This window comes from Holdemania massiliensis AP2 (assembly GCF_000327285.1).
GTDB classification, from domain to species: domain Bacteria; phylum Bacillota_I; class Bacilli_A; order Erysipelotrichales; family Erysipelotrichaceae; genus Holdemania; species Holdemania massiliensis.
On the sequence record NZ_HE998567.1, the window covers coordinates 1,410,963 to 1,436,648 of the forward strand.

Below are 25,686 nucleotides of genomic sequence, written 5' to 3' on the forward strand. Positions count from 1 at the left end.
ACAGCCTTGCATCCATGAAAATAATTCGTCTGATCTTAGGCGACAGGCAAGAAAAAGGAGAAGAGAAGATTCATGAGAAAAACAACACGCAAACGTTCAGTACAGCGATCTAAAAAGAGAACGCCGCTCACATGGGGTTCTTTAATTGGAGCGATCCTTTTAGCGGGTTTGGGATATTTCAGTCCGCAACTGCTTCCTGAATCTGCCTCCCCATTCAAAAACACACCTTCCCCAGTTCATACCCAGGTCAATTCAGCCCTGACTGTTCATTTTATTGATGTCGGGCAAGCGGATGCGATTTTGATTCAGTCCGGGGAGGAAGCGATGATGATCGATGCAGGAAACAACGCTGATGCCAAGCTGGTCACCGATTATCTTCAGCAGCAGGGCGTCACACACCTGAAATACGCGATTGGTACGCACGCGCATGAGGATCACATCGGCTCATTGGACGCCGTATTGTACTCCTTTGACGTCGATACGGTCATGCTACCAAAGCGAACGCTGGAATCCAAATCGTATAAAGATGTGATTCAGGCTATCGAAACCACTCAGACAGCCCTGATTCACCCCCAGCCTGGGGATACGTTTTCTTTAGGCGAGGATCAATTTGTTGTCTTGGGACCATTAAGTGAAGACTACTCTGAAGTTAACAACTCCTCTCTGGTCTTGCGCTATGTTCATGGCCAAACTTCCATTTTATTCACCGGTGATATGCAGGCCAAATCAGAAAAAGATATCCTGGACAGCTACGCACCCGTTCAAGCCGACATCCTTAAAGCTCCTCATCATGGTTCTGATACTTCTTCCACCCAAGCGTTTTTGGAAGCGGTCAATCCCCAGGACGTAATTATCTCAGTCGGCTTAAACAACGACTATCGGCTGCCTTCTGAAGATGTTTTAAAACGGTATGAAAAGCTGGGATTCTCTGTTTACCGCACAGATCAGTTAGGGACCATTCTGATTGAAAGTGATGGGGTTCATTATACGATTCATAACTAAGGCTTTACGCCAGCTGTTTCCGGATTGTTCTATTCGAAAACAAGCATTTCCATTCTCAAATTTCAGCATAAAGAAAACAGTTTGCCTGTCTGCTTAACAAAATCAAGCGACAAGAATCAAACTGTTTTTTACTGATTTCCTAGCTTTTATCAATGATTACTTTTATCAGAAAACCGACTCAAAATCCAATTTTACTAAAAAAGTATTTGAATCGGCCATCGGGATTTTTTGAAAGAGAAACGATTCAGCACGCCGGAGCTGCTTTACTTTGTGCCTTTGGTTCCTTTGGTGCCGCCGCTTTTCTTATTTGCGCTGTAGCTGGCAAGCAAGTTTGTTTCGTAGGAAAAGATCATTTTCTCCCGTCTGCGCTGCCGATCAATCGCCTGGGTGATCAAGGCATCCATCAGCTGAGTGAAGCTGACTCCTACCGGCTGCCACAGATAGTAAGCCAAAGAGCCTGGAATGGTATTGATTTCATTCACATAAATTGCCCCGGAATCTCCATCCATCATAAAATCAATCCGGCAGACACCGCTGGCGCCTAACACTTTGAACGTTTCGATAGCCAAATTTCGGATTTTTTCCGTCGTTGCTTCATCCACTGGAGCCGGCACGATGCGCGCCGCATTGGCCATTCCGCCTTCAGCACTCTTGGCTCCTCCCTTAGATCCGCACTTAGAACCGCCCTTTGCGGCAGACTGTCCTAAATACTTATCCTTAAAGCTCATAATCTCATCCTGTTTGCCGACTTCTTCAAGCACGCTGGCCTGGCAGTCAAAACAGCTGCCTAAAACGGAACAGTTGATCTCCCGCAGATTTTTGACCATCTGTTCAACCACGATTTTGTTATCATACTGTCGGGCATCTTCAACACCGGCAATGAATTCTTCATCATTATGGGCAATCGTTATCCCCACCGAAGATCCCAAGCACGCCGGTTTCATGACAACTGGATAACCCAGTTCATGAACCTTAGCTAAAATTTCATCCTGTTTTTGTGCAAATTCATGTCCATAAAGCCACAGCCATGGACAGACCGGAAGGCCGCTGTTCTGCAGAATATGCTTCATCACTGCTTTGTCCTGGCCCGCGGCCGCACCGATGACATCACATCCAGCATATGGAATCTTCAGCATCTCCAAATATCCCTGAATTGTTCCATCCTCACCATTGGTTCCGTGCATGATCGGAACAATCACATCGACAGTGCCGATCGGCTTGGTGAACAGGCCTTTTTTTATAGGTTCAACAATCACTTCCTTGCCTTTTTTCACCAGAACAACCGGCGTTGCTTTTTGAATGAGTTCGTTAAGATCTTTATAGTTTTCGATATCCAATAATGCCGGGGATGAATAAAAATCCCGCTGTTTTGATACATATAACGGAATTACTTCATAACGTTCTTTATCCAGAGCTTCGATGCCCTGCAGAGCAGAAATCACGCTGACCTCATGCTCGACGGATTCACCGCCGAAAACTATTCCAACACGAATTTTCATACTTCACTCTCCTAATCTGACCTCTTCTTACTGTATGCCGGAAGGGGTCCTCCATTTCCTTGATTTCCAGGAAATCCTTGTTTATTATATCAGATTTTCATCAGGTTGACCTTGTATTTTAAGCTTAATCATTATAATCTATAACTAACCGTGATTTATTGATGGAAAGGATAAGATTATGATTCCTAAAGATATCTTAAAAAAGATCAAGCCCTGGATGTGGCTGTCCACGTATATTGTACTGCTGCTTTTTGCGATGTTACACTTTCAGGATCTGATGAGTGTTCTCCGCCGCTTGTTTCATCTGTTAACTCCCTTGTTTTATGCCATCGGCATCGCCTTCGTATTAAATCAGCCGATGAAAGCGATCGAAAAAGGATTAATCAAGTTGATTCAGGCTCTGCCGCATAACAAAAAAACCAAACCTCAGCAAGAACCAAAGGTGCGGGGCATTTCAATTTTTCTGACTTTGCTTTTAGCGTTGGCTGTCCTATTTGTTTTGTCGAGTATTATTTTCCCACAGCTGATTGCTTCCATCGTTCAGTTGTTCAACAACTGCGTTGTTTATTTAGGCAACATTGTGGAAAACATCAACAGCTTATTAGCCAGTTTGCATTTGGAAAACATTGAATGGGATTTCGATACCGTGAAAGTGCAGGCTGCTTTAGATCAACTTGGATTGAGCGCAGATAAACTTCTCCAAACTGCTACCAACTGGGTCGGCGGTACAGGCATGACCGTGATTAACAATATCTCGGCGATCACCGTTGGTTTAAGTAATTGGGTTATGGGTTTTATGTTAAGTCTTTATTTGCTTTCCAGCAAAGAAAAATTCATTCGGCAGCTAAAAAAACTAATCGGGGCCTTGCTTCCATTATCGGCTGCCAACCGAGTTTTGACCTTGGGTAGAAAAACAAACCAGACATTCTCCAACTTTATCTCTGGTCAACTGCTGGAAGCTTGTATTTTAGCTATGTTGTACTACGTTTCCATGACTTTATTCAAGATGCCTTATGCGATGTTAATCAGCACTGTAATTGGAGTCACCAGTATTGTTCCTATGTTCGGAGCAATGCTTGGCATGGCCTTCGGCTGTGTTCTTATCTTTGCGATCAATCCATGGATGTCCTTGTTTTTCATGATTTACTTCCAAATTGTTCAGCAATTTGAAAACAATCTGATTTATCCCCGAGTTGTAGGAAACTCAGTAGGCCTTCCAGGAATCTGGGTTCTGCTTTCCATCGTGGTGTTCGGCGGTTTATTGGGATTATTTGGCATGTTAATTGCTGTTCCAGCAACAGCTGTACTGTACACTTTATTAGGTGAATTCGTTAATAGCCGGATGCGGAAAAAAGGACAGGTTCTAGATGAGTCAGGCTTACTAAGTGTGAAGTCAAAGGTAAAAGAAGAAGCTTCACCTACTGCTGAGGATGAAATCAATTAAACTTTAAATATTAGAATTTCACTGCAAGGCTTTTAAAAGTCTTGCTTTTTTATACTTTAATCCAGTGCGAACCTGAGGTGAACATGAAATCCCTAGGAGGTTCGCACCGGAAATATGTGAAAAATGAAGAAAGTATTGTAAGTACAACGATGTTTAGTTATGATAGAGATACGATAAGAATCATATGGGTACCTTTTAGTTTCTTATTAACTGTCGCATCGCTCACGCGGTGCGTGGATTGAAATCTGAATCTCCCGTTAGTGGAGATCCGCAGCAGGGTCGCATCGCTCACGCGGTGCGTGGATTGAAATACTAGCCCCTGGTTTTGTTACTAATTTGCCACCGGTCGCATCGCTCACGCGGTGCGTGGATTGAAATAGTGCAGGCCGATCAAGACGGTTAAGTATAATAGGTCGCATCGCTCACGCGGTGCGTGGATTGAAATAAGTAATGGCGGTTTTTGCGAATTTTATGGTGGCGTCGCATCACGCAAGTGGTGCGTGGATTGAAATAGTGTAAAGAGTGTGGCAACATCAGCACTGAAGTTAGTTGCATCGCTCAAGCTGTTTCTTGCATTAAGATTGTTCCATTTGTCTTTGTTAATTTACAAATCAGTATTGCTTAGCAGCTAACCAGTTCTTATCTCATTCAAGGATATACATCGAAAAAAGCCTGTCTTCATTTTAATATGAAAACAGGCTTTGCTACTTTTTCTAACTAATCTACATCTTGGTCTGCAACATTCCAAGGACGAATTACACACCCCTCCGATGTCAGTTCGGCAACACAGACCTTCGCAGAATGATCTTGATCACTGACAACAAAGGCAAATTTGATATTGGTTCCAACACCCCAGCGGCCATCTTTATCTACACAGATTAAGGAAATCGCCTCAGCTTGTCCACGCTTACGAATCAACTTTTGGGTAAATTCTGCAACTAAAGTTGAGGCCGCCTCTTGGGGCTCCTGCCCCTGCTGCATTCTACGCACTACTTCATAGCTCAGACAGCCTTTCATAATTTCCTCGCCAACCCCCGTCGCTGCCGCGGCTCCAATATCGCTGTCTGCATAGAAACCACTTCCGCAAATTGGAGAATCACCCACACGCCCCGGCATCTTCATAAATAAGCCCGATGTTGATGTTCCAGAAGCTAGCGTTCCTCGGCTATCCAAACAACAGACACCCACAGTATCATGTCCTTTATAGCTGGATAAGGACTCTGGCTGCGCTTTTCGCTGCTCATAGATCATCTGCGCTTCTGGCGTTAACAATTTCTTCATTTCTAATCCAGATTGAATCGCATATTGCCGAGCGCCCTCACCAACCAGAAAATTATTAAACTGATAGTCGGCACACTGTTTGGCCAAAGTGAAGGCTGACGCTACATTTTCAACACAGCCAACCGCACCGACCGATAACGTGTCTCCATCCATATATCCCCCATCCAGTTGAACCACGCCTGCTTGATTGGGCAAACCTGAATAACCAACCGAATGAAAGCGAGGATCATTCTCTACGTTCGTAATTACAGTTGTCAAAGCTGCCTCAGCCGTTCCTGCTTCCCGCAGCGCTGTTTCAGCCAGCTTAACCCCTTCTGCAGCCATTTTCCAGGTTGCAATCACAGTCCATTTCATCCTTTTCTGCCCTTATTGATTAAACGCATCCGGCAAATCATTCTCCAACAGGATTGTATCGGTATAAGACGCTTTTTGATAGACCAAAGCAAACGCTTCCTTGACTGTCGCTACGACATGCACATGATCCATATCAAAACCGCATGCCTGCAAGCCCTCGACAATCGGCTCAGTCTGCCGCTTGCCTACCAGAATCACTTCGTCTGCACAATCCTTCACCTTCATACCAAACTGCTTGTTGATCTCATGCTGGCGCGGTCCTAAATCGATCATGCCCGGAGTTACGATAAACCGCGTTCCCGGCATCGTCTTTAATACCTGCAAGGACATCGCAGAACCTACCGGATTGGAGTTAAACGCATCATCAATAAAGGTATAACCATTGATCTTTTTAACTTCCAGCCGATGTTCAACATAACGCACCTGTGCTATTGCACTCTGCAGCTGCTCCCAGCTTACTCCCAAATGCCGGCCAACGGCAACCGCGGCCAAAATATTGGCAATATTGTGTTCACCCAAAAGACGGGTTTTAAACGGAATATCGGCTCCTTCCCGAGTATGAATATCAAACGTTGACCCCTGCGGACCAAAACTGATATTCACAGCGCGGTAATCCACATCCGTTTGCTCAATCCCATACCAGGCAATCGGGCATTTATTTTTAATATAGTAGTTCCGAATCAACTCGTTATCCTTATTCAATACTCCGAAACCCGTAACCGGCAGCTTCTCGATCATCTTCATTTTCTCTGTGATGATATTTTCCTGAGAACCGAAAGTATTCAAATGCTGCGGTCCAATCGAAGTGACCAAGCCAATCTGCGGCTGAACAAAATCCATCAGCTGTTCGATATCACCCACATGATCCGCTCCCATTTCGCAGATGAAAACCTCATGCGTGGGTTTCAGCTGCTGACGAATTGTAATCGTAATGCCCATCGGTGTATTGAAGGATGCGGGAGTCGGCAAGGAGTAGAATTTCTCAGAAAGAATCTGCTGCAGAATATTTTTAGAAGAAGTCTTGCCATAGCTGCCAGTGATCCCGATCTTAATCAGCTGGTCATGTTTCTTTAAAATATCTTTTGCCAATTTCATATAGTGCTTTTTTATCAGCTTCTCAAACGGGCTTGTAATCCATGCCATCGGAAAAATGAAAAGCCAGTTGATCCAGCAGGCCGCAACCACCCAGACAACCCAGACAGGATAATCAGTGAACATCACAGCCGGGATTAACCAAAGACAGTTCAATATAAACATCACTGCAATCTGACGCTTAACCCGCGCTGTCATCGCCAGAGGTTTGATATAGTTTTTCTTCTTTTCCAAATACAGCATCATGCCGCCGATCAAGACCGCCAGCCACACTGTCGCGATTTTACCCAGACGATAATCCGGAATGATGATGCACCCCAGCGCCAATACAATGATCAACACAGGAAACAGCCAGTGCTTCCATACTTTCAGCTGATCTTTTCCCCATTGAATATAGCGGCCAGGCTCATAGCGGTTCTGCTGGAACATATGCAAGGCATGTTTCCAGGGAACGACCATCATACACAAAAGCAGTGCTGTAAACAGCACTTTTTCTAACAAATCCTGAATCTGTCGTAAAAAATCCATGTCAATCCTCCCAGTCTTCCTTTAAAAAGACATCCAAACACCGGTTAAACCGAGCGCTCTGGTTAAAATAAGCGAAATGATCATCACCTTCAAAAATTGCCAGTCCGGCATTTTTCATCTTCGCTTCCATTTGTTTCCCCATCCAAAGCGGTGCGGCTTCGTCGTTTTCTCCCCATACTAATAAGACTGGAACTGTAATGTCTTCCAGCATATCGCTGACGTCATCGTTGACAACTTTAACGAAGGTTTCACGCATGACGCCGGTCGCATTGCGGTAATCATCAGATCCGGATTTGCGCTTAAATTCTTCCAGCATGGCTTCGTTGCCTGTCATTGAAATTGCTTTTTTTGCTGCCTTATAACCCGCAATTTTTATTTTTGCCTGCCAACTCTGCTTCGGCCGAATTCCCGCGGCGCCCGTCAGCACCATTTTATGCACAGGATTTTTTGCAGCGTAATGGATCGCCACTCGGCAGCCAAAGGAATGGCCGATGAGAATCGGATCCTGAATGTCAAAAGACTGACAAAAGGCCTCCAGAAATTCCCGGTATTCCGGTACGCCCCAGGCAGCTGGCGGTTCATCGCTTTGACCAAAGCCAGGAAAATCGAAATTAAAAACCCGGAAATGCTTCTTCAGATGGTTATAAGCAGGTTCCATCATGATCATACGCTGCCGCCACCCATGCAAAAGCACGACATCGCGGCCCTGCCCTTCTGTCGCAACTTCGATATTCAGTCCGTTAATTTTTATTTGCGGCATAAAAATCCTCCATTGTTTCTACTTTATTATATGCAATCTTCACAAGCTTGGAAAGTACAAAAATAATATTCAGAATAAGCAAAATAAGATATTGAAGATTTTGAGGATTCAGCGTATAATAGAGACATGTAAAAGAAAGGAGATCGAAGTCATGTTTGAGTGGGTTAAGGGCAACGCCTACACGATGTTAGTGACCTTGTATCCAAACAATTTCACATTGAACAACGTAGCGGCTGCCTATTTTGAAGATATTCGATGGTGCTGTATCGGACTGGACCGAGAAGAACGGAAAGTTGCGATCCGCCCCGTAACCAAGCGAGAAGTAGATTTAAAACTCATCCCGCTGGAGCAGCTGCATAAAGTATCCATGGGAAAGGGATATGCCCGCATCAGCAACAAAGCGCTGATTGAGGAAATCGCCCAGCTGACAGGCATCGAATGCAACGGGATTAAAGTTCCCGCGCAGTTTGATGAACGCGAAAAAATGCTGATTATTGATCTGAACAATCCCGTATAAGGAGGTGAGGAAAAATGTATTTCGGTTTATGGATTTTAGTATTCTTGGGGGCTTTAATTGTTGAACTGGCGACCGCAACCAGTCTTGTCAGTATCTGGTTCTGTGTCGGAGCTTTGTTCGCCTTAGTTGCAATGGCGCTGAATCTGGCATTCATCTGGCAGGTTGTCATCTTCTTTGCGGCATCGCTTGTCTGTCTGGCAATGATCCGACCGATGGCCTCGCAGTATCTGCGCGGCAACATTGTGGCCACGAACGCTGATCGTGTGATTGGCCGGCATGTCCAGCTGCTGAAAGACATTACCGGGGAAACCTGGGGGGAACTCAAGGTGAACGGTGTCGTCTGGAACGCATCCAGTGTTGACGGACATCCGATTGACGGCGGTTCTTTAGTCGAAATTGTTGCAATCGAGGGGGCTAAACTCCTCGTGAAAAAATTAGAGGACTGAATACTCAGTCAAGAAAGGAAATAAATTATGAATGGGTTCTTACAGATTTTGATCTTCTTAGTTGTCTTTTTGATTGTGATTGCAGTTATCTGCTACTGCGTGCGAATTGTGCCGCAGGCTAAGGCTTACGTGGTTGAACGATTGGGGGCTTACCACAGCACATGGCATACCGGTCCGCACTTTATGGTTCCGTTTATTGACCGGGTTGCCAACAAAGTTTCTTTAAAGGAAATCGTTAAGGATTTCGATCCGCAGCCGGTTATCACGAAAGATAACGTTACGATGCAGATCGACACTGTCGTTTATTTTCAGATTACTGATCCGAAGTTATACACTTATGGTGTTGAACGTCCGATCAGCGCATTGGAAAATCTGACCGCGACAACCCTGCGTAATATCATCGGTGAATTGGAGCTGGATGAAACGCTGACTTCCCGCGATATCATCAACACCAAGATGCGGGCAATTCTAGACGAAGCGACAGATCCTTGGGGCGTTAAAGTCGGCCGTGTGGAAGTTAAAAACATCATCCCGCCGCGCGATATTCAGGAATCCATGGAAAAACAGATGCGGGCTGAACGTGAACGCCGTGAGGCAATTCTGCGGGCGGAAGGTGAGAAGAAATCCGCAATTCTGACTGCTGAAGGTGAAAAAGAATCGATGATTCTGCGCGCTACAGCCAAGAAAGAAGCCATGATCGCGGAAGCGGAAGGCCAGGCTCAGGCTACCGAACGGTTATATGCCGCTCAGGCTAAAGGTATTGAGATGATTAAGAATTCAGATCCAAGCATGGAATTCTTAACTTTAAAGGGCTATGAAGCCTTGCAGAAAATGGCAGATGGCAAAGCAACAAAGCTGATCATCCCAAGCAACCTGCAGGATATCGCCGGAACCTTAGCTTCCTTATCCGAAGTTATTAAACCGGTTGACAACAAAGATTAATGGAATAAGGCGCCGTCTTGACGCCTTTTCTTATTCAGCAGTAAGTTTATCAATTCAAATCCGAAGTTGACCAAACGGAAGTATCCGCTGGATGGCTTTGTCTGAGATTGGATTTTTGCACATTCGTTTTACTGCCATAGATGGAAGTAACTAAAAGAGGAGTCCTATGATTATGGAAAAACCAAGTTCAGCCACTATCCGTTTATTCTTTCTGACGCTAAGCTTGATCGGCCTTGGAATTTTAAGCGCTATCTTGAAAATAACAATTTTATGGTTCATCTTATTTGCCGTCCTTTGTCTTTATTTCCTGATTCGCTATCATCGCAACATACGACGGGCCGACATTATTTTGGGTGCTGTTATGGCATTGACTGCCATGGTTTCCAATCCGCTAATGGGATTCTTTGTCTTTCCCGGCTATGTCGCCGCGATGGCAAAAATACGTGACGCTCAGCATCCGATCGTCTTGTTTCATCATCAAAAACAAGAGCTCTGGAAAACCATTGGCTGGATCCTAGTCGCAGGGTCTGGTTTGGGAATATTCAATCTTGGACTGGGCTTGGGTCATTTAACCGCGGCCCCTTCCTTTCGGTTCATTTTTCTGTTTGATGCCCTGCGGGCGGGTTTATTTGAGGAAATCTTATTCCGGGTTCTTCTGTATGCCTTTTGCATTGAAGTTACCGGCGGCACTGAGCTAAACCGCGTACAATCGTTCTTCTGTCTGGTTAGCATGATCATGCCGCATGTGCTGATTCATTTTTCAGGAACGATTGAAATCGGCAGTTTAATCGTCATGACGTTGGCTTTTGGGCTGCCGTTTGCCTTGCTGCAATGGAAAGTAAATCTGACCTCTGCGATTGGAGCCCATGCCCTGGTCGATTTCATTCGTTTCCTTGTTTTTGGCGCGTAGTCCCGTTATCCTGCTTTTCTAAGTTCCACTGTTCTTTCTTCTTTCTGTGATATCGTTCCCTTAATTCTTTCCGCAAGCAAAAAGGAATACCGTTTGGCAGTATTCCTTTTTAGCTTATTCTTCCCAATCATATACTGGATATCCTGATCCTTCAAATTCATAATATTGCGGATACCGTTCCTTGTAGGCATCGACTTCTGCTCGTGCCAGATCCGGATAATTAGTAATCAGTCCGCTGACGCCCATATCCAGATAGTTTCTCATTTTATCATAGTCATCCACGGTCCAGACATACACCGGCATCCAGGCCCGTCCCGCCTGTTCGAGAAAGCTCACCGAAATCTGACTTTCCTCCACAGCCAGAAAATCAATATTCCAGTTCCAAATTCGATAGTCCATTTCGCCGGCTGTTCCATAAACACAATATCCAATCCACCATTGTGGACGAAGCCGCTGCAGGATCTGTACTGCTTCGTAGTCGATCGACATAAAAATAGCCCGCGATACAAAATCTTCTTTTTCCACGACATCAATAATTTTCTTAGCCATTTCTTTTTGATTGCCGTTTACGGGTTTCAATTCAATTAACAGCCCGGTTTCCTCTTCCCAGGTTTTCATCGCCGCGATCAGCTGCTGCAGCGTTGGAATTTTCCCTAACTTGCCATCGGTATCCGTCAATGTCAGCGCCTGCAGCTGTTCCACTGTCAAATCCGCAACTTTTTTATTCACTCCCGCTAACCGTGACAACGTTGCATCATGGAAAACAACCGGAATCCCATCAGCACTCAGCTGGATGTCAATTTCCGCATAATCCGCCTGAGCGATAGCTGCCTGGCGAACGCTTTCAATCGTATTTTCCAGGGCATAAATAGATCCGCGGTGACCAATTGACCAGGGCTGATGTTCACGGGATAAAGGGCGAAGATAGAGATCAGCGCTGTACAGCACGGTTAAAATCATCAGTATCCGGATTAGCCAAGGATGCCGCTGCACAATCCGTCGCCGGCTTAACCAGCCATGAATTTTTTGATAGACCCAATCCAGCTTGCTGAAAGTCGTCAAATGCAGCTTCTGCACCATATATCCTAAAAGATACAGCACGCCGGCAATAAGAATAATTGGCAATAGAACAGAGATGAAATCAGGAAAGACTGCGGAAAGGAAAAAGTATAAGATAAAGACCGCTGTCAGACCGCTAAGCCAGGGATGACGATGAATCCATTGATGGAAGCCCTCCCAGGATTTCACCTTCTGAACACTCGCTGCGGTTACCCCGCGAACACGCTGTACAGCTTCATTGAGTTTCTCCGCTTCTTCGCTTTCCGGTTCTTCTTCCAGCATAACCACGCCCTGTGCAGAAACCAGACGAACCAGAAAATACAAAAATGCCAGACTCATCAAGAAAAAGCCGAACTGAATTAATAATGACTGCGTTAAATAGAGGCGAAAGGTCGGCGACATAATTAAATTTTTCAAAAAAAACCGATTGAAATCAGAGTTGATCAGCAATGCCTTTGGCAGGAAGTTGACGATCAGCCATTCCGCCAAAAACCAAACGCCGCATCCTAGCGCCAGCTTAGTCTTTGCCTTGTTGGTCAGCTGCTTCCATATCTGGATATTTTTACGAACAGCCTGGCTGAGTTTCAAACGCTGAAAGATCATCAACAACGGCACAAAGATCAGAAAAATGCCGGCACCATACAGACAAATCCAGAAAGCACCGACGAGCATCCGGCCTGCGGCTGTCAGCTGTAATTCGCCGATGACAAAGTCTGGTACACGCAACCGCGGAATCAGCGCATTGATATAAACCAGATGGACAACGGGCAGAAACAGGGCATAATACAAGGTGCATAAAGGCAGCTGCAGATTGCGGATTCCTTTCAATGAGAATACAGACTGTCGGCAGGCTTCACGAATAGAGAGCGATTCTTGACGTTGGCCTTTATCAATCAGATGAAGGATAACGCCCAATTCAAAAACAATCAGTCCCGTGCCGACCAGCATATAAAACAATGCCAGCAAAATACCGGGCACCGATAAAAATCCCATTACAATCTCGGAGTTAAAGGTCATTCCTGAACGAGCCCGACTGAGATAAAGACGAAGCAGCTGTCCCAACAGCGGATTGACAAACAAATATAAACAAATTCGATAAATAATTTCAAACTGAATAATTTTTCCCAGCCACGGACACTTCTTTCTCATTATTGGAATCTCCTTTAAGCTGTCTTATTATACCACGTTTGCTTTTAAAGATTTCAATCAGATCCATTTTCCGATAAAAAGGGATCCTTCATTCTTAGATTGATTATTGAAATGACATCATAGTGACAAAAAAAAACGTCAGCTTATTTACTGACGTTAAAGAAGCGAGAAAGGATTGGAGTTTCTGCAGAAATTGGCAATCCTTTTTTTGATCATTCAGCATTTTTCATATTGCTTCCGAAATCCATTCTCAGGCTTTCTCAGACTGTGCAGCGAAATTGATTTCAGCTTGATCTGCCAATCTGTCCAACATGGCGGATTGATTAGGCCTGTGACAATTCCTGAATGACATTCAAAAATTCCAGCCGGTTATCAGCGCTTAAGGTATCCTGCAGCGATTCATAAGTCATTCCATCAAAGGAAGGCCCTGCAACGTAATGACTGTATCCCTGCGAATAACAGATCAGAGCACTGCGGCCTGGAATTGTGGCGGTATTGTATTCGCTGAACAGTTCAAATTCACTGAAAATCAAACGGAAAGGGCCAATTTTCCAGGCTGTAAACGTCGTTTCATGACGCAGTTTTTCCGGATGAGCCAGGTTTTCGCGGCTTCGTTCTATCCCATATTGCAGCGTGATGCGTTCCCGCTCACTGTAATACTCAGGGATCACAAGCTCCGAGGGATCTTTCAGCTCATGATTCAGCTTAACAAGGCGTTCACTGTAACCCAACTCGACTGGAAACAAAGGTACTGGTTTATTTAACAGACGATCAAATTCTTCGGCCATCCAAAAACCGAATTGTTCCATCTGTGCCGGTGTTTGTTCCTTACGGGTAAACCGGGTACTGACGTCGCCTGCCGCTGACTGCAGAAACGAAAAGAATTCATCCGGATACTGCGCATCCAGCTGCCGCATGGCATAGCCTGGGTATTCTGAAGTGAAAAAGGGTGTATCCCCATTCAGTGATGTAGGATGACAGTTATAAATCAACAGAGAAGCAATTCGTTTTTCATTTTCATAAAAACACAGTGCATGCGCAAAAATTTGATCCGTTGTCCAATGACTGATGCGGCTTTGGCCAATTCGGATAAACGGTTCAGCCACATAGCTGCACGTCAGCTCAGCTTCACGCAGGGTCAGCGGAATTAAGGCTTCACACACCTGATCCCGCACCTGATGGCGATAGCTTTCTACCCGCATGTCCGGCGCAAAATGGGTATGCGTCCCGCTGATGATGACAACCGTCGGAAGGCCCCAGGCTTGTTCCAAACGCTCGCGAACATCCTTGACTAAGGTGATTGGTGCCTGCAGGGAATCCAAAGCGATATGCACATAACGGCTGCCGTTTTGTTCCAGCACGAGGATCCGCGCATACAGCGGATCACGCACAGTGTCCAAGGGCTGAACCTGCTGCGCAAAGCCCGCCGCCCGTATCGGTTCACGGGGATTGATGTTGAGTTTAACTGTTTGAATTTTCATTCTTTTCCTCCCTGATTTTTTCCTTTTTCCCTTTCAGTTTCCCTTCCAGCTTACGCGGCTTTTCCCGTTTCAGGCCGCCCGGCCGGGAAATCCTGAAAATAACGCCATTATTAAGATTTTCAGCTTCCGCCCGATAACCATACGTTGTGCAGACGCGGTAGACAATTGACAATCCGAGCCCGAATTTCCCATCCGTGCCTTTTTCATACGGTTTAAACAGTTTGCTTAAACGTTCTTCACTCATAAGCGGTCCGTCATTCGCCACGGTCAGTTCTTTTTCATTCAATGTGATTACAATTTCATGCGTAGCATAACGAATGGAGTTATCCAGCAGATTTTCAACAACGACCCGCCATGGATCCTCTTCGCCATGGAAATAAATCTTTTCCAGCTGAGTTGAAATTTCCAGCTCGGGCCGGATCACTTTTAAGGAAAGAATCGCTTTATTGATCACAGCGCTCATATCCAGCGTATCCCCTGCCATCCCATCATCCGTCAGATAGCCCAGTTTGTTCAGCATGATCAAGCTGTACACTTTCTTTTCCAGACGATCGGCGTGTTCAATGATCACATCTACGCTCTTCTCCAGCGTTTCATACGGATAGATTCCATCCTTGATGCTTTCGCCATAGGATTTAATCGTTGCGATCGGGGTTTTCAGATCATGCGAGATATTCTGAATCATTTCTTCCTTAATCTTTTCCTGCTTATCCAGCTCCTCTTTCATCGCGACCAGGGCCTGCGCCACCTGTCCGATTTCATCCCGCCGTTCGATATGCAGCTCGGCTTCCTCACCGCGGCTGACCTTCTCAATGTAATTACGGATTTGATTCAGCGGATGGATCAGCGAGCTGATCCACAGCATCAGGCAGACAAACAACAGGGAAACAACCAGCACATTGAGATTGATGACACTGTTCAGCAGCATATTTTTAAAATCACTGCGATAACTGTCGCTCATTAACGAAATTAAGATCGTGTGCGAATCCAATCGTGCCAGCGAATAAAAATACGTCTTGCGATCCTGCACATAGGCTCGATCAGCAACCTCCTGAGCCAATCCATCCCCTTCTTCCAGCAGATGGGAAATCAGCTGCGGATCCAGCGATGTCGTGCCAATTTTGGAAAACTGCCGTGTTTCCTTATCGTAAAACAGGTGAATAATGCTGGGATCTGTATTCTCGGCAATTTCCTCAATATCCATATTCATCGAATAGTTGAAAGCAATATTGTTCTGTGCCCGATGCAGCATACTGTACATTTGCTTTTCTACAAATTCATTCACATTTTCTGACAAATAAACAAAGAAAAACACGGTGAAGACAGTGACGACCAGGAAGATCAGCGTCAGCAGCTGCTGGGACAGCGACAGCTCTTTGAGCCAGATACGTAATCGTTTCATTTATCCCAGCCGATATCCGAACCCATAAATCGTATGGATACTCAAATTCGGCATCTTTTTCCGCAGCCGCCGCAGCGTATCATCCACGACCCGATCGGAACCAAAATAATTGACATCCCAAACCTGTTCAAGTATCTGTTCACGTAAAAACGCGGTTCCCTTATTCTTAACAAACAGCATTAACAAATCGAACTCTTTCGTTGTCAAATCCAGTTCGCGGCCTTTTTCAAAGACGAGCCGTTGAGCTTCATCAATTTCATAACCATCAACGACAATCCGATTCGCATCTTCCTTATAGGTTCGCTTCATAATGTTATTGATCCGCAATACAAGCTCTTTCGGTGAGAAGGGCTTAGTAATGTAATCATCACTGCCTTTTTCCAAACCGATGATGCGGTCGAACTCCTTATCCCGCGCCGACATGAAAACCACCGGCACTTCCGGAGACTGCATTCGAATTTCTTCAATCAGATCAAAGCCGCTTTTATCATCAAGCATAATATCCAGAATCCAACAATGAACATCATCGTCCGAGGTATGGGCAGAAGCTTCCTCATAGGTCAAATAAGAACGGACTTCGTAGCCTTCCTTTTCCAAGTATCGCTTGACCAGTTCATTGAGATCTTTTTCATCTTCCACAATCGCTATTACTTTCTTCACTTGCATCTCACCCCACGTTTCCATTGTATCAAATTTAACCCTGGAAATCCATGAAACCCGAAACGGGATCGGAATAAAAAGAAAACGAAGCCGGTCTTTACCGTTTCTTCGCTTTAAAAATAATCATCATCGGACGATGCCGTTCTTCTTCCATTTTCGGTACTTCGCGGATCAATTCCGCCGTTGGCTGCGGCTCTTGGATATCCTCCAGCTCAAAGCCATTGTGGATCAGCGCCTGTACGATCGTCGTCAAGGAATGATGATATTTCACAACTGGCGCCCCTAAGAAAATTGAATCCCGTCTTCCATCAAGAAAGTAACGCGTAACCGGCCATACTGGATCTGGATCGGAAGTTTGATCAAGCCATTGCTGACTGCCTTCAGCTGTAAAAATCGGATGTTCCATCGAAAAGATGAATTCTCCGCCTGGCCGCAGGGTTTTCGCAATCTGTTGAAACAAGGCACCCAGATTTTCAATATAATGCAGCGTCAGCGAGCTCAGAACCACGTCAAAACTTTCGCTTGGATAAGCATAGTCTTCAAGCGCTCCCTGCTGATATTCAATTCCTTCCAGCTGATTGATCGTGCGGGCTTGATCCAGCATCTTCTCTGAAAGATCCATTCCCAAGACTGAAACCGCGCCGTTTTCCATCGCATATCGGCAATGCCAGCCATAACCGCAGCCCAGATCCAGAACCTGTTTATTTGTGAAATCCGGAAGCATAGCCTGCAGCACTGGCCATTCGCCAGCCCCTGCCAAGCCTTTCTCCGATCTGCTCATATGACTGTATTTTTCAAAAAAATCCTGATCATCATAGCGATTCTCTTTCATAATTTATCCTTCTTTCCTTTCCTGTCAGCGAATTTAACGCTGCTTTAATCCTTCTTTATTTTATCCCGATCATTCCTGAAAAGCGATGTTTTTTTGCATTAGATCTTCTTGGTCAAGACAGTATCAAGAGCATTATGAACTATGTTTTTTAAGAAAAAGGAACACCGCGCAGCAGCATTCCTTCTCATCTTTTTTTCTTCGATCACAAACCGGATTGTTCAATCAGATCGACAACACGGTAAACATAGTGGTGACACAGCTCATCGCTTTCGGCTTCAACCATCACACGAACCAGCGGTTCAGTTCCGGATGGACGAACAAGAATCCGTCCGTTGCCCTGCAGCTCTTCATTGATTGCCGCAACTTCTTTCACAATCGGATCAGCCTGCATCGCCGCTTCCTTATCTTTCACCGGTACGTTGATCAGCAGCTGCGGATAAATTTTCAGGCCATCCTTGAGCTCCACAATCCCCTTGCCGGTTTTATGCATAACTTCCAACAGCTTCAACGCCGTCAGCAAGCCATCCCCCGTCGTCGCATGTTCCTTAAAGATAATGTGTCCGGACTGTTCGCCGCCCAGCATGTAATCCTTCTTCACCATACATTCGTAGACGTATTTATCCCCCACCTGTGTGGATTCGGTTGCAATGCCAAGCTGTTCCATGGCTTTAAAGAATCCCAAATTGGCCATCACAGTGCTGACTACGGTATTGCCGCGCAGATGCCCGGCTTCCTTCAAATACTTGCCGCAGATATACAGCACATAGTCGCCGTCGATCAGCTCACCATTCGGATCCACCGCGATCAGACGATCAGCATCGCCGTCAAACGCCAAGCCTAAATCGAAGATTCCGCTTTTCATCAGTTCCTGCAATGAACCCGGATGCGTGGATCCGCATTGCGTGTTGATGTTAATGCCGTTGGGTTCGCTGTGAATGACTGTGCAGTGGGCGCCCATGCGCCGCAGCAGCTTCTCCGCGGTTGTGGTTGCCGAGCCGTTGGCCAGATCCAAAGCCAGATGGAACGATTCAAGACGGAAGTCAAACAGGGATTCTATCCAGTCCAAATAATGCTCCAGCCCTTCGTCATAACGCACGATCTGACCAATCTTATCGCCGCTGACCAGCGGAATTTCCGTCAAGCCGTCGATATAGTCCTCAATCAATCCCTCGATCTCTGCCGATAGCTTAATCCCTGCCTGCGAAAAAACCTTGATTCCGTTGTCATAGTACGGATTGTGGCTGGCGGAGATCATCACGCCGCAGCTGAATTGTTCACGTTTTACCAAATAGGCCACGCTGGGTGTCGGGCAGGTTCCCAACAAATACACATCCGCACCGCTGGCGGAAGCTCCGGCCGCTATCGCATTTTCAAACATCCCGGAAGATAAACGCGTGTCCTTGCCGACCAGAATCCGGCCTTTTCCGGTTTTGGAGAAATAATATCCCAAATACCGTCCGACCTGGAAGGCACGCTGCACATCCAATGTTTCATTGGCTTTGCCGCGAATGCCGTCAGTTCCAAAATAACGTCCCATTAATTCGTCCCTCCATCACTGTCATTATCGTCTGACGCTGCAGAATTGCTTGGATCCGTAACGTTGACGGTCAAGGATGCCTGCTGCAGGGTGTACTTCACATAGGTTCCAGTATCCTGATTGACCTGTAATGTCACTTCCTGTTCCCCTGGCTGCAGATCCTTCATATCAAAATATACATAAATGTCGCTGGCGGTGATTTTATCAACATTGGCCTGCGTTCCATAAACGGTAACGCTGACCGCAATCTGATCATCTTTGGTCTGAACGTTGTAACGTTTAGTATTGTTGATGGCATTGATCGCAACGTTGTCGATGGTTTTGGATACGGCATCGCCCAGCTTGATATCCATATTGACGCGTGCTGGATTGATCTGGCGAACACCCGTCGGCAGTGTGATCGTCTGATACATCTTGGTATCGGAGGTTAGCTTCGTCGCATCCAGCTGAACTGAAACCTTATCAAGCTTATCCAGTACAGACTGCTGCGCATAAATTTTAACGGAGGAATGATCGAAAATGATCTCCTCAATCGCCTTGCCGTCCGGAATCTCACCCTGCAGTTCCACCGCAACAGGTACATCCTTGCTTGGCGAAGTAACTTTGACATTGACCTTTACCGTGCTTGGAATGATATCCGCTTTGACCGGCGTTCCTGTCTGATCGTAAGCGACCAATACAGCATCCTGTTCAAAATCAGCGGTTTTGCCGGAAACATCGATCAGCGCTTTTACAAACGCGATGCTGTCAAGCGTATCAGAAGCCGCACGAACATTAACCTTGGTCGCTTCAAACTGCGGATCTCCCAGGATGTAAATGTTGTCAAGCTTGTCGGTATTGATAAAATCATAACTCAGATCAAACTGTGTCGTGACTTTTTTCTTGATCGTAACCAAAGCCGTAGACGGTTCTAGTTTTACATTGACCCGTTCGGAAAAATCCTTTGGCTGCAGCTTCACCTGATAGGTTCCTTCGGTCAGACCCGAAAGATCGGCGACAACGCTGTAATTTTTCTGTGTCCGGACTAACTGGACATCCGACATTTCACCCATGACATAGGCCGCAGCTTCGCTGGGCAGACCGGAAATTTCAAACATATCGGAATTGTAATTGATGGTGACCGGAACAGATGGGATCTCATGGACACTCTGGATGTTGTTGGATAAGCTGGTGTCGGTGTAATTGACAGTCAGATACAGCAGCACAGCCAAGGCCAGAGAAACGACTTTGCCATACCGCGGATTAAACAGGATCCGATCAATCCAGGAACTTAACCAGCGTACACCTTTAAACAATCCGTCTTCAATCGTAGCGTAAGTCTTTACAACTTTTTTGCTTTGGCGGGCGATTTTGTTTGCCAGCTCCAGCTTGGACTCGGAATCCTTCATCTGCGGATTCTGTCTAGGATCGTTATTCTTCATGCTTGTCACTTCCTTCCTGATCGGCGGAGTTCACCGCTTCTTCCAGGGAGTGTTCACTGACTTCCTCGGAAGCGCTAAATTCCAGCTTGACATCATCAATCGGGGAATGATTTTGATTTTCTGCAGTGATGTCGGCGGAGGCCGCATCGGTTTTCACAGCGGCTTCCGTATTTTCATTTTCAGTAGTCATCTTTTCTTCTTCCGACTTCTTCTTAGTGCGCTTAGCCTTAGTTTCGGCAGGATCTTCCGTTTCCTTTGGCTTCTTGGCCCGCGCCGTTTTCTTCTTGGTCTTCGTTTCTTCTTCGCTTGAAGCCGTTTTAATTTCGAGAACTTCGGTTACTGCCGGCTGAACCCGCTCCTCTGCTTTCTCAGTGACGGCCTCGGCCTGCGCCTGCTTTTCTGCTTCCTGAGCAGCGATCTGCTGCTCTAAAATTTCTGGTTCCTCAAACATCGAAGAAGACGGCGCTTTCTTCTTTTTCTTTTTCGGCAGCTTGATATTTTCTTCTTCTTTTTCAAGCTCGCTCAGCCGATCCGGAGTTTCGGCGTCCTTCTTTTTATTAAAGATTCCGGTAAACAGATTGCCTTTATGGTCCGCAGGTTTTTTCTGAACTTCAGCGGTTTCTGTACCGTCCTGCTTCTTGACCGCAATCTTGTTCAGCAGGCCTTTTTCATTCTTCTTTGTTTCAATTTCTTTCTCTACAACCAGCTGCGGTTCATCGATAACAAAATAAGATTTTCGAGTTTCCTTCTTCGGTGCTTTTTCACGAACCACCGTTTCCTCATTGCAGACAACACGCAGCAGATAATCGCGCAGTTCCTTCTTCGAGACGGTTGTGATTTGTCCGCCTTCCGCAATCGAAATATTCCCGGTTTCTTCAGAAACAACAATCGTTACTGAGTCCGTAATTTCACTGATGCCGATCGCTGCCCGGTGACGTGCGCCGTAACGCGACGGCAGTTCCTGATTGGTCGGCGGGAAATAGGCGCTCGCACAGGCCAGGCGGTCACCCTGAATGATGACTGCGCCGTCATGCAGCGGCGTCGATGTAACGAAAATCGAAGTCAAAAGTTCTGCGGTAACCATGGAATTCATCGGCGTTCCCGTTTTGACATAATCATTCAGCGAATGAGATTGTTCCAGAGAGATCAGAGCGCCGGTCTGATCCTTTGACAAAATCATCACGGCTTTCACTAATTCATCTACCAAATGCTCCTTCTCGTTTCCAGAAAGCGTGGAAATCCGTGAGAAAACATTGGATTTCCCCAGCTTTTCCAATAAGGATCGGATTTCCGGCTGGAAGATGATAATGACGGCGATAAATCCCCACGAAACAAACATATCGGCAATCCAGCCGACAGTATTGAGCCCAAAGACATTGGCAATGGCTTTAATGATGAGAATCAGGACAATTCCCTTAAATATCTGAATCGTTCGTGAATTATTCCGAACGATTTTTATTGTGTAATAAAGTAGCAGCCACATGATCAGGATGTCAAAAAACATCCGGGTGTAGTTTAGGATCGACTGAATGGTAGTGTAATAATTAACCATTGGTGAATCCTCCTTTCATTGAATTATTATAGCACAGTTCTAAAAGCCTTGAAAACTGAAATTGCCTGAAACCCCACGCGCTTGTTTCATCTGTTTTCAACAGTCTGATTCCGCGGTCTGCAAATTTCCTGCCGATTCTTTGTTTTTGAAGTTGATCCTGTGACAATCGTCAAGCTCCAAAGAAAAACACAGATCCACCCGGGGTCTGTGTCATCATGGCTGCTTATTTTGCAGCAGCAGGGTTTGCGGAACGGTGCCTTCAAAGCGCAGAGCTTCATCGTCAAGACTGAACACACTGATCTGTAACCCCTCCATCTTATCTAATATACTTTTTAAATTTTTATTCACAGCGGTATTCGTAGATTGAATCAAAGCCGAAGGCAGATCGACGCCCGCCAGGCTGATCCGCTGCAGATCCACAGTGATTTCATCCTGCTGAGCGGCCAGCTTGGCCTCCACCGCAACACGGCAGCCTTTCGCCAGATTCAGCAGTCCGCCGTATTCCTTGAGTTTGGGAAACAGCTGAACCAGCGCTTGGGGATCATTGACGGTCACCTCCAGCACCGCTTCGTTGCCGTTTTCCAGCGTAAGCTTAGGATTGGAAAGCCAATCTCCCACCGCGGCACTCAACAGTTCGCTGAGCTGCTGCCCGGTTAAATTCACCTGCAGCTGCTGTGTTCCCTGAGCCGTAAACTGACCCTTGGCAATCTGCGTCAGCTGACTGATCAACAGCTCGCCCTCCGGCAAAATACCGGACAATTCCGGCGGCAGCGAAGCCGCAGGCGCGGCACTGGGAGCCGGCAAAGCAGCGGGATCGGGACGGCGGCTCCAATAAGCCCCCAGCGCAAGCGAACCGGTTATGACGATCATCACCCAGCACAGGGCCAGAAGAACATTGAATATTCGTGATGTTGGTTTCATAAATACGGCTCCTTTCTATCCAGAAGTATGCTCGTCAGCGTTCTTTTTATCCTCAAACTGCAGTTTGAATTTCAAAAGATGGAAAAACCATGTCGGTTGCGGTACAATAAACAGGAAATGAGGTTAGTTTGATGGATAAACAATGGACAACTCTGCGGACGCAGGGAAAAGAAATCACCTTGATCGGCACTGCGCATGTTTCCAAAGTCAGCGCTCAGGAAGTCAAGGAAGCACTGGAGGAAATTCATCCTGACAGCATCTGCATCGAACTGGATGAAGATCGCTACCAGTCGCTGCTGCATCCCGGACAATGGGAACAAACCGATATCGTACAGGTCATTAAGCAGAAAAAAACAGGATTTCTGCTCGCTAATATTATTCTAAGCTCGTACCAGAAGAAAATTGCCAAAAAAATGGATATCAGCGCGGGAGCGGAAATGCTGCAGGGCATCCAAAGCGCCAAAGAATTAAACGCTGAGCTGGTTCTGGCAGACCGGCGAATTCAAACGACATTTTCGCGGATCTGGCGCAAACACAGCTTCTGGCAGAAATGCAAACTGCTGACCAGCATCATCTTCTCCTTGTTTGATGATGAGGATATTACCGAAGCGGACCTGGAACAGCTCAAGCAAAGTGATATGCTGGAAAGCGCGCTGAAAGAAGTCGGCGACAGCTTCCCGGTTGTGGCTGAAGTACTGATCCATGAACGGGATCAATATCTCGCCGCCAAAATTGCCCAGGCTCAGGGGCCCAAAATTGTCGCTGTGCTGGGAGCCGCTCATGTTCCGGGTGTCGCGGCGCAGATCGAAAGCGGAAATCTGGCGGATCTGAAGGAACTGGATTCGTTACCCCCCAAATCGATTTGGGGGAAAGTGATCGGCTGGGGCATTCCGATTGCGATCATCGTTGTGATTGTGGCTACTTTTCTGAATTCGCACAGCGCAGGCTGGGAACAAATTCAGAGTTGGATTCTGTGGAACGGAACATTATCCGCCCTCGGCACGCTCTTGGCCGGCGGTCATGTGCTCTCGATTCTCACGGCTTTCATCGCCGCTCCGATCACCTCGCTCAATCCGTTATTAGCAGCCGGCTGGTTCGCAGGCTTAGTCGAAGCATCAGTGCGAAAACCCAAGGTCAGGGACTTTGAAAATCTGACCGAGGATGTCAATTCGGTAAAAGGCATGTGGAAAAATCGGGTAACACGGATTCTGTTAGTCGTGATCCTTGCTAATGTTTTCAGTTCATTGGGCACCTTCATCGGCGGCACGGACATTATCAAAACTTTCTTAGAAACCGTATTCAGATAAGATGCGGTTTTTTTCTATGTTTGAAGCGGAATACGAAAGTCCATACTAAGAAAGAATAGAAATGCTCAGAGGTGACAGAATATGCAGAAATCATACTGGCAGAAACAGCGCCCGCAATGGGAAGCAGCACAGCTGAATGAAGATCAGGAAACGGACATTGCGATTGTCGGCGGCGGGTTAACCGGCTTGTTATGCGCCTGGCTGCTGAAAGACAGCGGCAGGCATGTTACCGTCGTTGAAAAACGGCGTTTTCTGGAAAACAACTCCGTACGCAACACCGGCAAGGTCAGCGCGCTGCACGGTGCTTTTTATCATACGCTGCCTTCAGAATTAGCGCAGTCGGTGTTTGAGATCAATCGACGGGCTGTCGATCAATACGAACAGCTGATTCAGGCTGCGGATATTCAGTGCGGCTGGCAGCGGACAAGTGCTGTTCTGGCAGCCCAGAGTGAGGAAGGGACCGCGATCCTGAAGCAGGAAAAAGCCGCGTTGAATGCAATTGGCGCACAGCTGGCAAATCCGCCGGCATGGGATCTTCCCTTTAAGCAGCAGGATGAAGTGGTCTTAGCCCAACAGGCTTTGCTCGATCCCTGGCTGTTTCAAAAGGGATTGCTGGAAGCCTTACAGGATAAAGTGACGCTTTATGAAGAATCTCCAATCATTGAAATTCAGGACCATTGCCTGATCAGCGACGGCAGCTATGTTTTGCGATTTCAAGATTTGATTTTAACCACCCAATTTCCGGCCTTTGACCGGCTGCAGCTGTATGCGGCGCGGTTTCACTACCAGCGTGAAGCGGTTGCCGCTTTCCGCTGCGATCCGGCGTTGAACGGCTTGCTTCTCAATACCGTCGATCCCAATGAAGCCTTGTCGCTGCGGTTTGCGCAGAAAGAAAACGAACCGGCTTTGCTTCTAGCCGGTCCGGCCATCGGAATACATCATTATCCCAAAGATCCTTACGCCCAGCTTTTACAAACCGCCAAAACGTTGAATGTTCATCAGCCGCTGGCATGCTGGACAGCCCAAGATTTAATTCCGCGCCACCACCTGCCGTTTATCGGTCAGATTCAGGATCATTTCTGGGTTGCGGCGGGTTATTCCAAATGGGGTTATACCTGGGCTATGGCTGCCGCTGAGATGATCAGCACCCAGCTGCAGGATGCCGCCTATGTCATTCCTGATTATCTGCGGGCCCGGCGCAAGGGAGATTTGTTCAGTCTGTATACCTTAGGCAATGCAGGAACACTAACCGAAGCGTTTTTCAAAGACCGATTCTCTGTCAGTCCCGACGGCGAACCGCTCCGTACCGGAAGCATCGTGCGCCTGCGTGGCCGCCGTTACGGCGTCGTCATTCCTGAACAGGGACTACAGTTCATGGTGGATCTGACCTGTCCGCACATGGGATGTCCGCTGCATTACAATCCCGCAGATCAAACCTGGGACTGTCCCTGCCATGGTTCCCGCTTCACGCTGGACGGCCGCAGTCTTTACTCCCCCTCCAATGTTTCGCTGCAGCATTATCCGGGAATCAACAGCCTGCATCCGAATCTGAAATAACAATCGTTCCCTATTCTTGACTCCTTTGATTCC

21 protein-coding genes and 1 CRISPR repeat array are annotated in these 25,686 nt (G+C 46.6%); of the genes, 8 read left to right on the top strand and 13 right to left on the bottom strand.

Going from position 1 to position 25,686, the window contains the following annotated elements; translation table 11 throughout:
• The first annotated feature begins 72 nt into the window (after positions 1 to 72).
• Positions 73 to 1,002: a ComEC/Rec2 family competence protein gene (locus tag BN162_RS06660; RefSeq protein ID WP_020224312.1), complete on the top strand. Its 930-nt coding sequence runs from the start codon at positions 73 to 75 to the stop codon at positions 1,000 to 1,002.
• A 263-nt stretch (positions 1,003 to 1,265) separates the two neighbouring features.
• Here the strand turns inward: BN162_RS06660 and BN162_RS06665 are convergent, their stop codons facing one another.
• Positions 1,266 to 2,501, bottom strand: a complete 1,236-nt coding sequence (locus BN162_RS06665) for a D-alanine--D-alanine ligase family protein (protein ID WP_020224313.1) — start codon at positions 2,499 to 2,501, stop codon at positions 1,266 to 1,268.
• 178 nt (positions 2,502 to 2,679) lie between these two features.
• On the opposite strand from BN162_RS06665, the gene BN162_RS06670 reads away from it, so the two are divergent.
• A complete protein-coding gene (locus tag BN162_RS06670) occupies positions 2,680 to 3,945 on the top strand; it encodes an AI-2E family transporter (RefSeq protein WP_020224314.1) in 1,266 nt (421 codons plus the stop codon).
• A 212-nt stretch (positions 3,946 to 4,157) separates the two neighbouring features.
• Positions 4,158 to 4,457: a CRISPR direct-repeat array (repeat unit 33 nt; unit sequence GTCGCATCGCTCACGCGGTGCGTGGATTGAAAT).
• A gap of 205 nt (positions 4,458 to 4,662) precedes the next feature.
• Here BN162_RS06670 and BN162_RS06675 read toward each other — a convergent pair.
• The 3 genes from BN162_RS06675 to BN162_RS06685 are packed head-to-tail and all read right to left on the bottom strand — an operon-like array spanning position 4,663 to position 7,960.
• Positions 4,663 to 5,568: an isoaspartyl peptidase/L-asparaginase gene (locus tag BN162_RS06675; protein WP_167539998.1), complete on the bottom strand. Its 906-nt coding sequence runs from the start codon at positions 5,566 to 5,568 to the stop codon at positions 4,663 to 4,665.
• Between the two features lie 24 nt (positions 5,569 to 5,592).
• Positions 5,593 to 7,200, bottom strand: a complete 1,608-nt coding sequence (locus BN162_RS06680; RefSeq protein WP_020224316.1) for a Mur ligase family protein — start codon at positions 7,198 to 7,200, stop codon at positions 5,593 to 5,595.
• 1 nt (position 7,201) lies between these two features.
• On the bottom strand, positions 7,202 to 7,960 hold the full coding sequence (locus tag BN162_RS06685) for an alpha/beta fold hydrolase (protein WP_020224317.1): 759 nt from the start codon (positions 7,958 to 7,960) through the stop codon (positions 7,202 to 7,204).
• A gap of 151 nt (positions 7,961 to 8,111) precedes the next feature.
• Here BN162_RS06685 and BN162_RS06690 point away from each other — a divergent pair, with 151 nt between their 5' ends.
• The 4 genes from BN162_RS06690 (at position 8,112) to BN162_RS06705 (ending at position 10,775) form a co-directional block, all read left to right on the top strand.
• On the top strand, positions 8,112 to 8,477 hold the full coding sequence (locus BN162_RS06690) for a hypothetical protein (protein WP_020224318.1): 366 nt from the start codon (positions 8,112 to 8,114) through the stop codon (positions 8,475 to 8,477).
• A gap of 14 nt (positions 8,478 to 8,491) precedes the next feature.
• The gene (locus BN162_RS06695) at positions 8,492 to 8,923 is read left to right on the top strand and encodes an NfeD family protein (protein WP_020224319.1); all 432 of its coding nucleotides are present in this window, start codon (positions 8,492 to 8,494) and stop codon (positions 8,921 to 8,923) included.
• A gap of 27 nt (positions 8,924 to 8,950) precedes the next feature.
• Positions 8,951 to 9,865 carry an SPFH domain-containing protein gene (locus BN162_RS06700; protein WP_020224320.1) on the top strand — a complete coding sequence of 305 codons (915 nt, stop codon included), beginning with the start codon at positions 8,951 to 8,953 and terminating at the stop codon, positions 9,863 to 9,865.
• A gap of 172 nt (positions 9,866 to 10,037) precedes the next feature.
• A complete protein-coding gene (locus BN162_RS06705) occupies positions 10,038 to 10,775 on the top strand; it encodes a CPBP family glutamic-type intramembrane protease (RefSeq protein WP_167539999.1) in 738 nt (245 codons plus the stop codon).
• A gap of 114 nt (positions 10,776 to 10,889) precedes the next feature.
• Here BN162_RS06705 and BN162_RS18315 read toward each other — a convergent pair whose 3' ends face one another.
• The 9 genes from BN162_RS18315 to BN162_RS06750 all read right to left on the bottom strand — a co-directional run bounded on the left by BN162_RS18315 (position 10,890) and on the right by BN162_RS06750 (position 22,789).
• Positions 10,890 to 12,983, bottom strand: a complete 2,094-nt coding sequence (locus BN162_RS18315; protein WP_020224323.1) for a glycerophosphodiester phosphodiesterase — start codon at positions 12,981 to 12,983, stop codon at positions 10,890 to 10,892.
• 323 nt (positions 12,984 to 13,306) lie between these two features.
• Positions 13,307 to 14,464 carry a hypothetical protein gene (locus BN162_RS06715; RefSeq protein ID WP_020224324.1) on the bottom strand — a complete coding sequence of 386 codons (1,158 nt, stop codon included), beginning with the start codon at positions 14,462 to 14,464 and terminating at the stop codon, positions 13,307 to 13,309.
• Complete coding sequence (locus BN162_RS06720; protein WP_020224325.1) at positions 14,445 to 15,866, bottom strand: HAMP domain-containing sensor histidine kinase; 1,422 nt, start codon at positions 15,864 to 15,866, stop codon at positions 14,445 to 14,447. Before BN162_RS06720 ends, BN162_RS06715 begins: the two co-directional genes overlap by 20 nt.
• Entirely contained in the window at positions 15,867 to 16,526 is a 660-nt protein-coding gene (locus tag BN162_RS06725; RefSeq protein WP_039865455.1) for a response regulator transcription factor, read from the bottom strand. It lies immediately after the preceding gene.
• 97 nt (positions 16,527 to 16,623) lie between these two features.
• Positions 16,624 to 17,358 (bottom strand): class I SAM-dependent methyltransferase, encoded by a 735-nt coding sequence (locus BN162_RS06730; protein ID WP_020224327.1) that lies wholly within the window; start codon positions 17,356 to 17,358, stop codon positions 16,624 to 16,626.
• 202 nt (positions 17,359 to 17,560) lie between these two features.
• Positions 17,561 to 18,895, bottom strand: coding sequence for a phosphoglucosamine mutase (gene glmM / locus BN162_RS06735; RefSeq protein ID WP_020224328.1), 1,335 nt, complete (start codon positions 18,893 to 18,895; stop codon positions 17,561 to 17,563).
• Positions 18,895 to 20,316, bottom strand: coding sequence for a CdaR family protein (locus BN162_RS06740; protein WP_020224329.1), 1,422 nt, complete (start codon positions 20,314 to 20,316; stop codon positions 18,895 to 18,897). The genes glmM and BN162_RS06740 overlap by 1 nt, the downstream gene beginning before the upstream one ends.
• Complete coding sequence (cdaA, locus tag BN162_RS18320) at positions 20,306 to 21,868, bottom strand: diadenylate cyclase CdaA (RefSeq protein ID WP_020224330.1); 1,563 nt, start codon at positions 21,866 to 21,868, stop codon at positions 20,306 to 20,308. Before cdaA ends, BN162_RS06740 begins: the two co-directional genes overlap by 11 nt.
• A 213-nt stretch (positions 21,869 to 22,081) precedes the next feature.
• Positions 22,082 to 22,789 carry a hypothetical protein gene (locus BN162_RS06750; protein ID WP_020224331.1) on the bottom strand — a complete coding sequence of 236 codons (708 nt, stop codon included), beginning with the start codon at positions 22,787 to 22,789 and terminating at the stop codon, positions 22,082 to 22,084.
• A 131-nt stretch (positions 22,790 to 22,920) separates the two neighbouring features.
• Between BN162_RS06750 and BN162_RS06755 the strand changes: the two genes are divergently transcribed.
• The gene (locus BN162_RS06755; protein WP_020224332.1) at positions 22,921 to 24,096 is read left to right on the top strand and encodes a TraB/GumN family protein; all 1,176 of its coding nucleotides are present in this window, start codon (positions 22,921 to 22,923) and stop codon (positions 24,094 to 24,096) included.
• An 81-nt stretch (positions 24,097 to 24,177) separates the two neighbouring features.
• A complete protein-coding gene (locus BN162_RS06760) occupies positions 24,178 to 25,653 on the top strand; it encodes an FAD-dependent oxidoreductase (protein ID WP_020224333.1) in 1,476 nt (491 codons plus the stop codon).
• Positions 25,654 to 25,686: the final 33 nt, after the last annotated feature.

Coding starts and splice junctions, on each gene's coding strand:
- BN162_RS06660 (WP_020224312.1), top strand. CDS start 73: ATGAGAAAAACAACACGCAAACGTTCAGTACAGCGATCTAAAAAGAGA.
- BN162_RS06665 (WP_020224313.1), bottom strand. CDS start 2,501: ATGAAAATTCGTGTTGGAATAGTTTTCGGCGGTGAATCCGTCGAGCAT.
- BN162_RS06670 (WP_020224314.1), top strand. CDS start 2,680: ATGATTCCTAAAGATATCTTAAAAAAGATCAAGCCCTGGATGTGGCTG.
- BN162_RS06680 (WP_020224316.1), bottom strand. CDS start 7,200: ATGGATTTTTTACGACAGATTCAGGATTTGTTAGAAAAAGTGCTGTTT.
- BN162_RS06685 (WP_020224317.1), bottom strand. CDS start 7,960: ATGCCGCAAATAAAAATTAACGGACTGAATATCGAAGTTGCGACAGAA.
- BN162_RS06690 (WP_020224318.1), top strand. CDS start 8,112: ATGTTTGAGTGGGTTAAGGGCAACGCCTACACGATGTTAGTGACCTTG.
- BN162_RS06695 (WP_020224319.1), top strand. CDS start 8,492: ATGTATTTCGGTTTATGGATTTTAGTATTCTTGGGGGCTTTAATTGTT.
- BN162_RS06700 (WP_020224320.1), top strand. CDS start 8,951: ATGAATGGGTTCTTACAGATTTTGATCTTCTTAGTTGTCTTTTTGATT.
- BN162_RS06705 (WP_167539999.1), top strand. CDS start 10,038: ATGGAAAAACCAAGTTCAGCCACTATCCGTTTATTCTTTCTGACGCTA.
- BN162_RS18315 (WP_020224323.1), bottom strand. CDS start 12,983: ATGAGAAAGAAGTGTCCGTGGCTGGGAAAAATTATTCAGTTTGAAATT.
- BN162_RS06715 (WP_020224324.1), bottom strand. CDS start 14,464: ATGAAAATTCAAACAGTTAAACTCAACATCAATCCCCGTGAACCGATA.
- BN162_RS06720 (WP_020224325.1), bottom strand. CDS start 15,866: ATGAAACGATTACGTATCTGGCTCAAAGAGCTGTCGCTGTCCCAGCAG.
- BN162_RS06730 (WP_020224327.1), bottom strand. CDS start 17,358: ATGAAAGAGAATCGCTATGATGATCAGGATTTTTTTGAAAAATACAGT.
- glmM (WP_020224328.1), bottom strand. CDS start 18,895: ATGGGACGTTATTTTGGAACTGACGGCATTCGCGGCAAAGCCAATGAA.
- BN162_RS06740 (WP_020224329.1), bottom strand. CDS start 20,316: ATGAAGAATAACGATCCTAGACAGAATCCGCAGATGAAGGATTCCGAG.
- cdaA (WP_020224330.1), bottom strand. CDS start 21,868: ATGGTTAATTATTACACTACCATTCAGTCGATCCTAAACTACACCCGG.
- BN162_RS06750 (WP_020224331.1), bottom strand. CDS start 22,789: ATGAAACCAACATCACGAATATTCAATGTTCTTCTGGCCCTGTGCTGG.
- BN162_RS06755 (WP_020224332.1), top strand. CDS start 22,921: ATGGATAAACAATGGACAACTCTGCGGACGCAGGGAAAAGAAATCACC.
- BN162_RS06760 (WP_020224333.1), top strand. CDS start 24,178: ATGCAGAAATCATACTGGCAGAAACAGCGCCCGCAATGGGAAGCAGCA.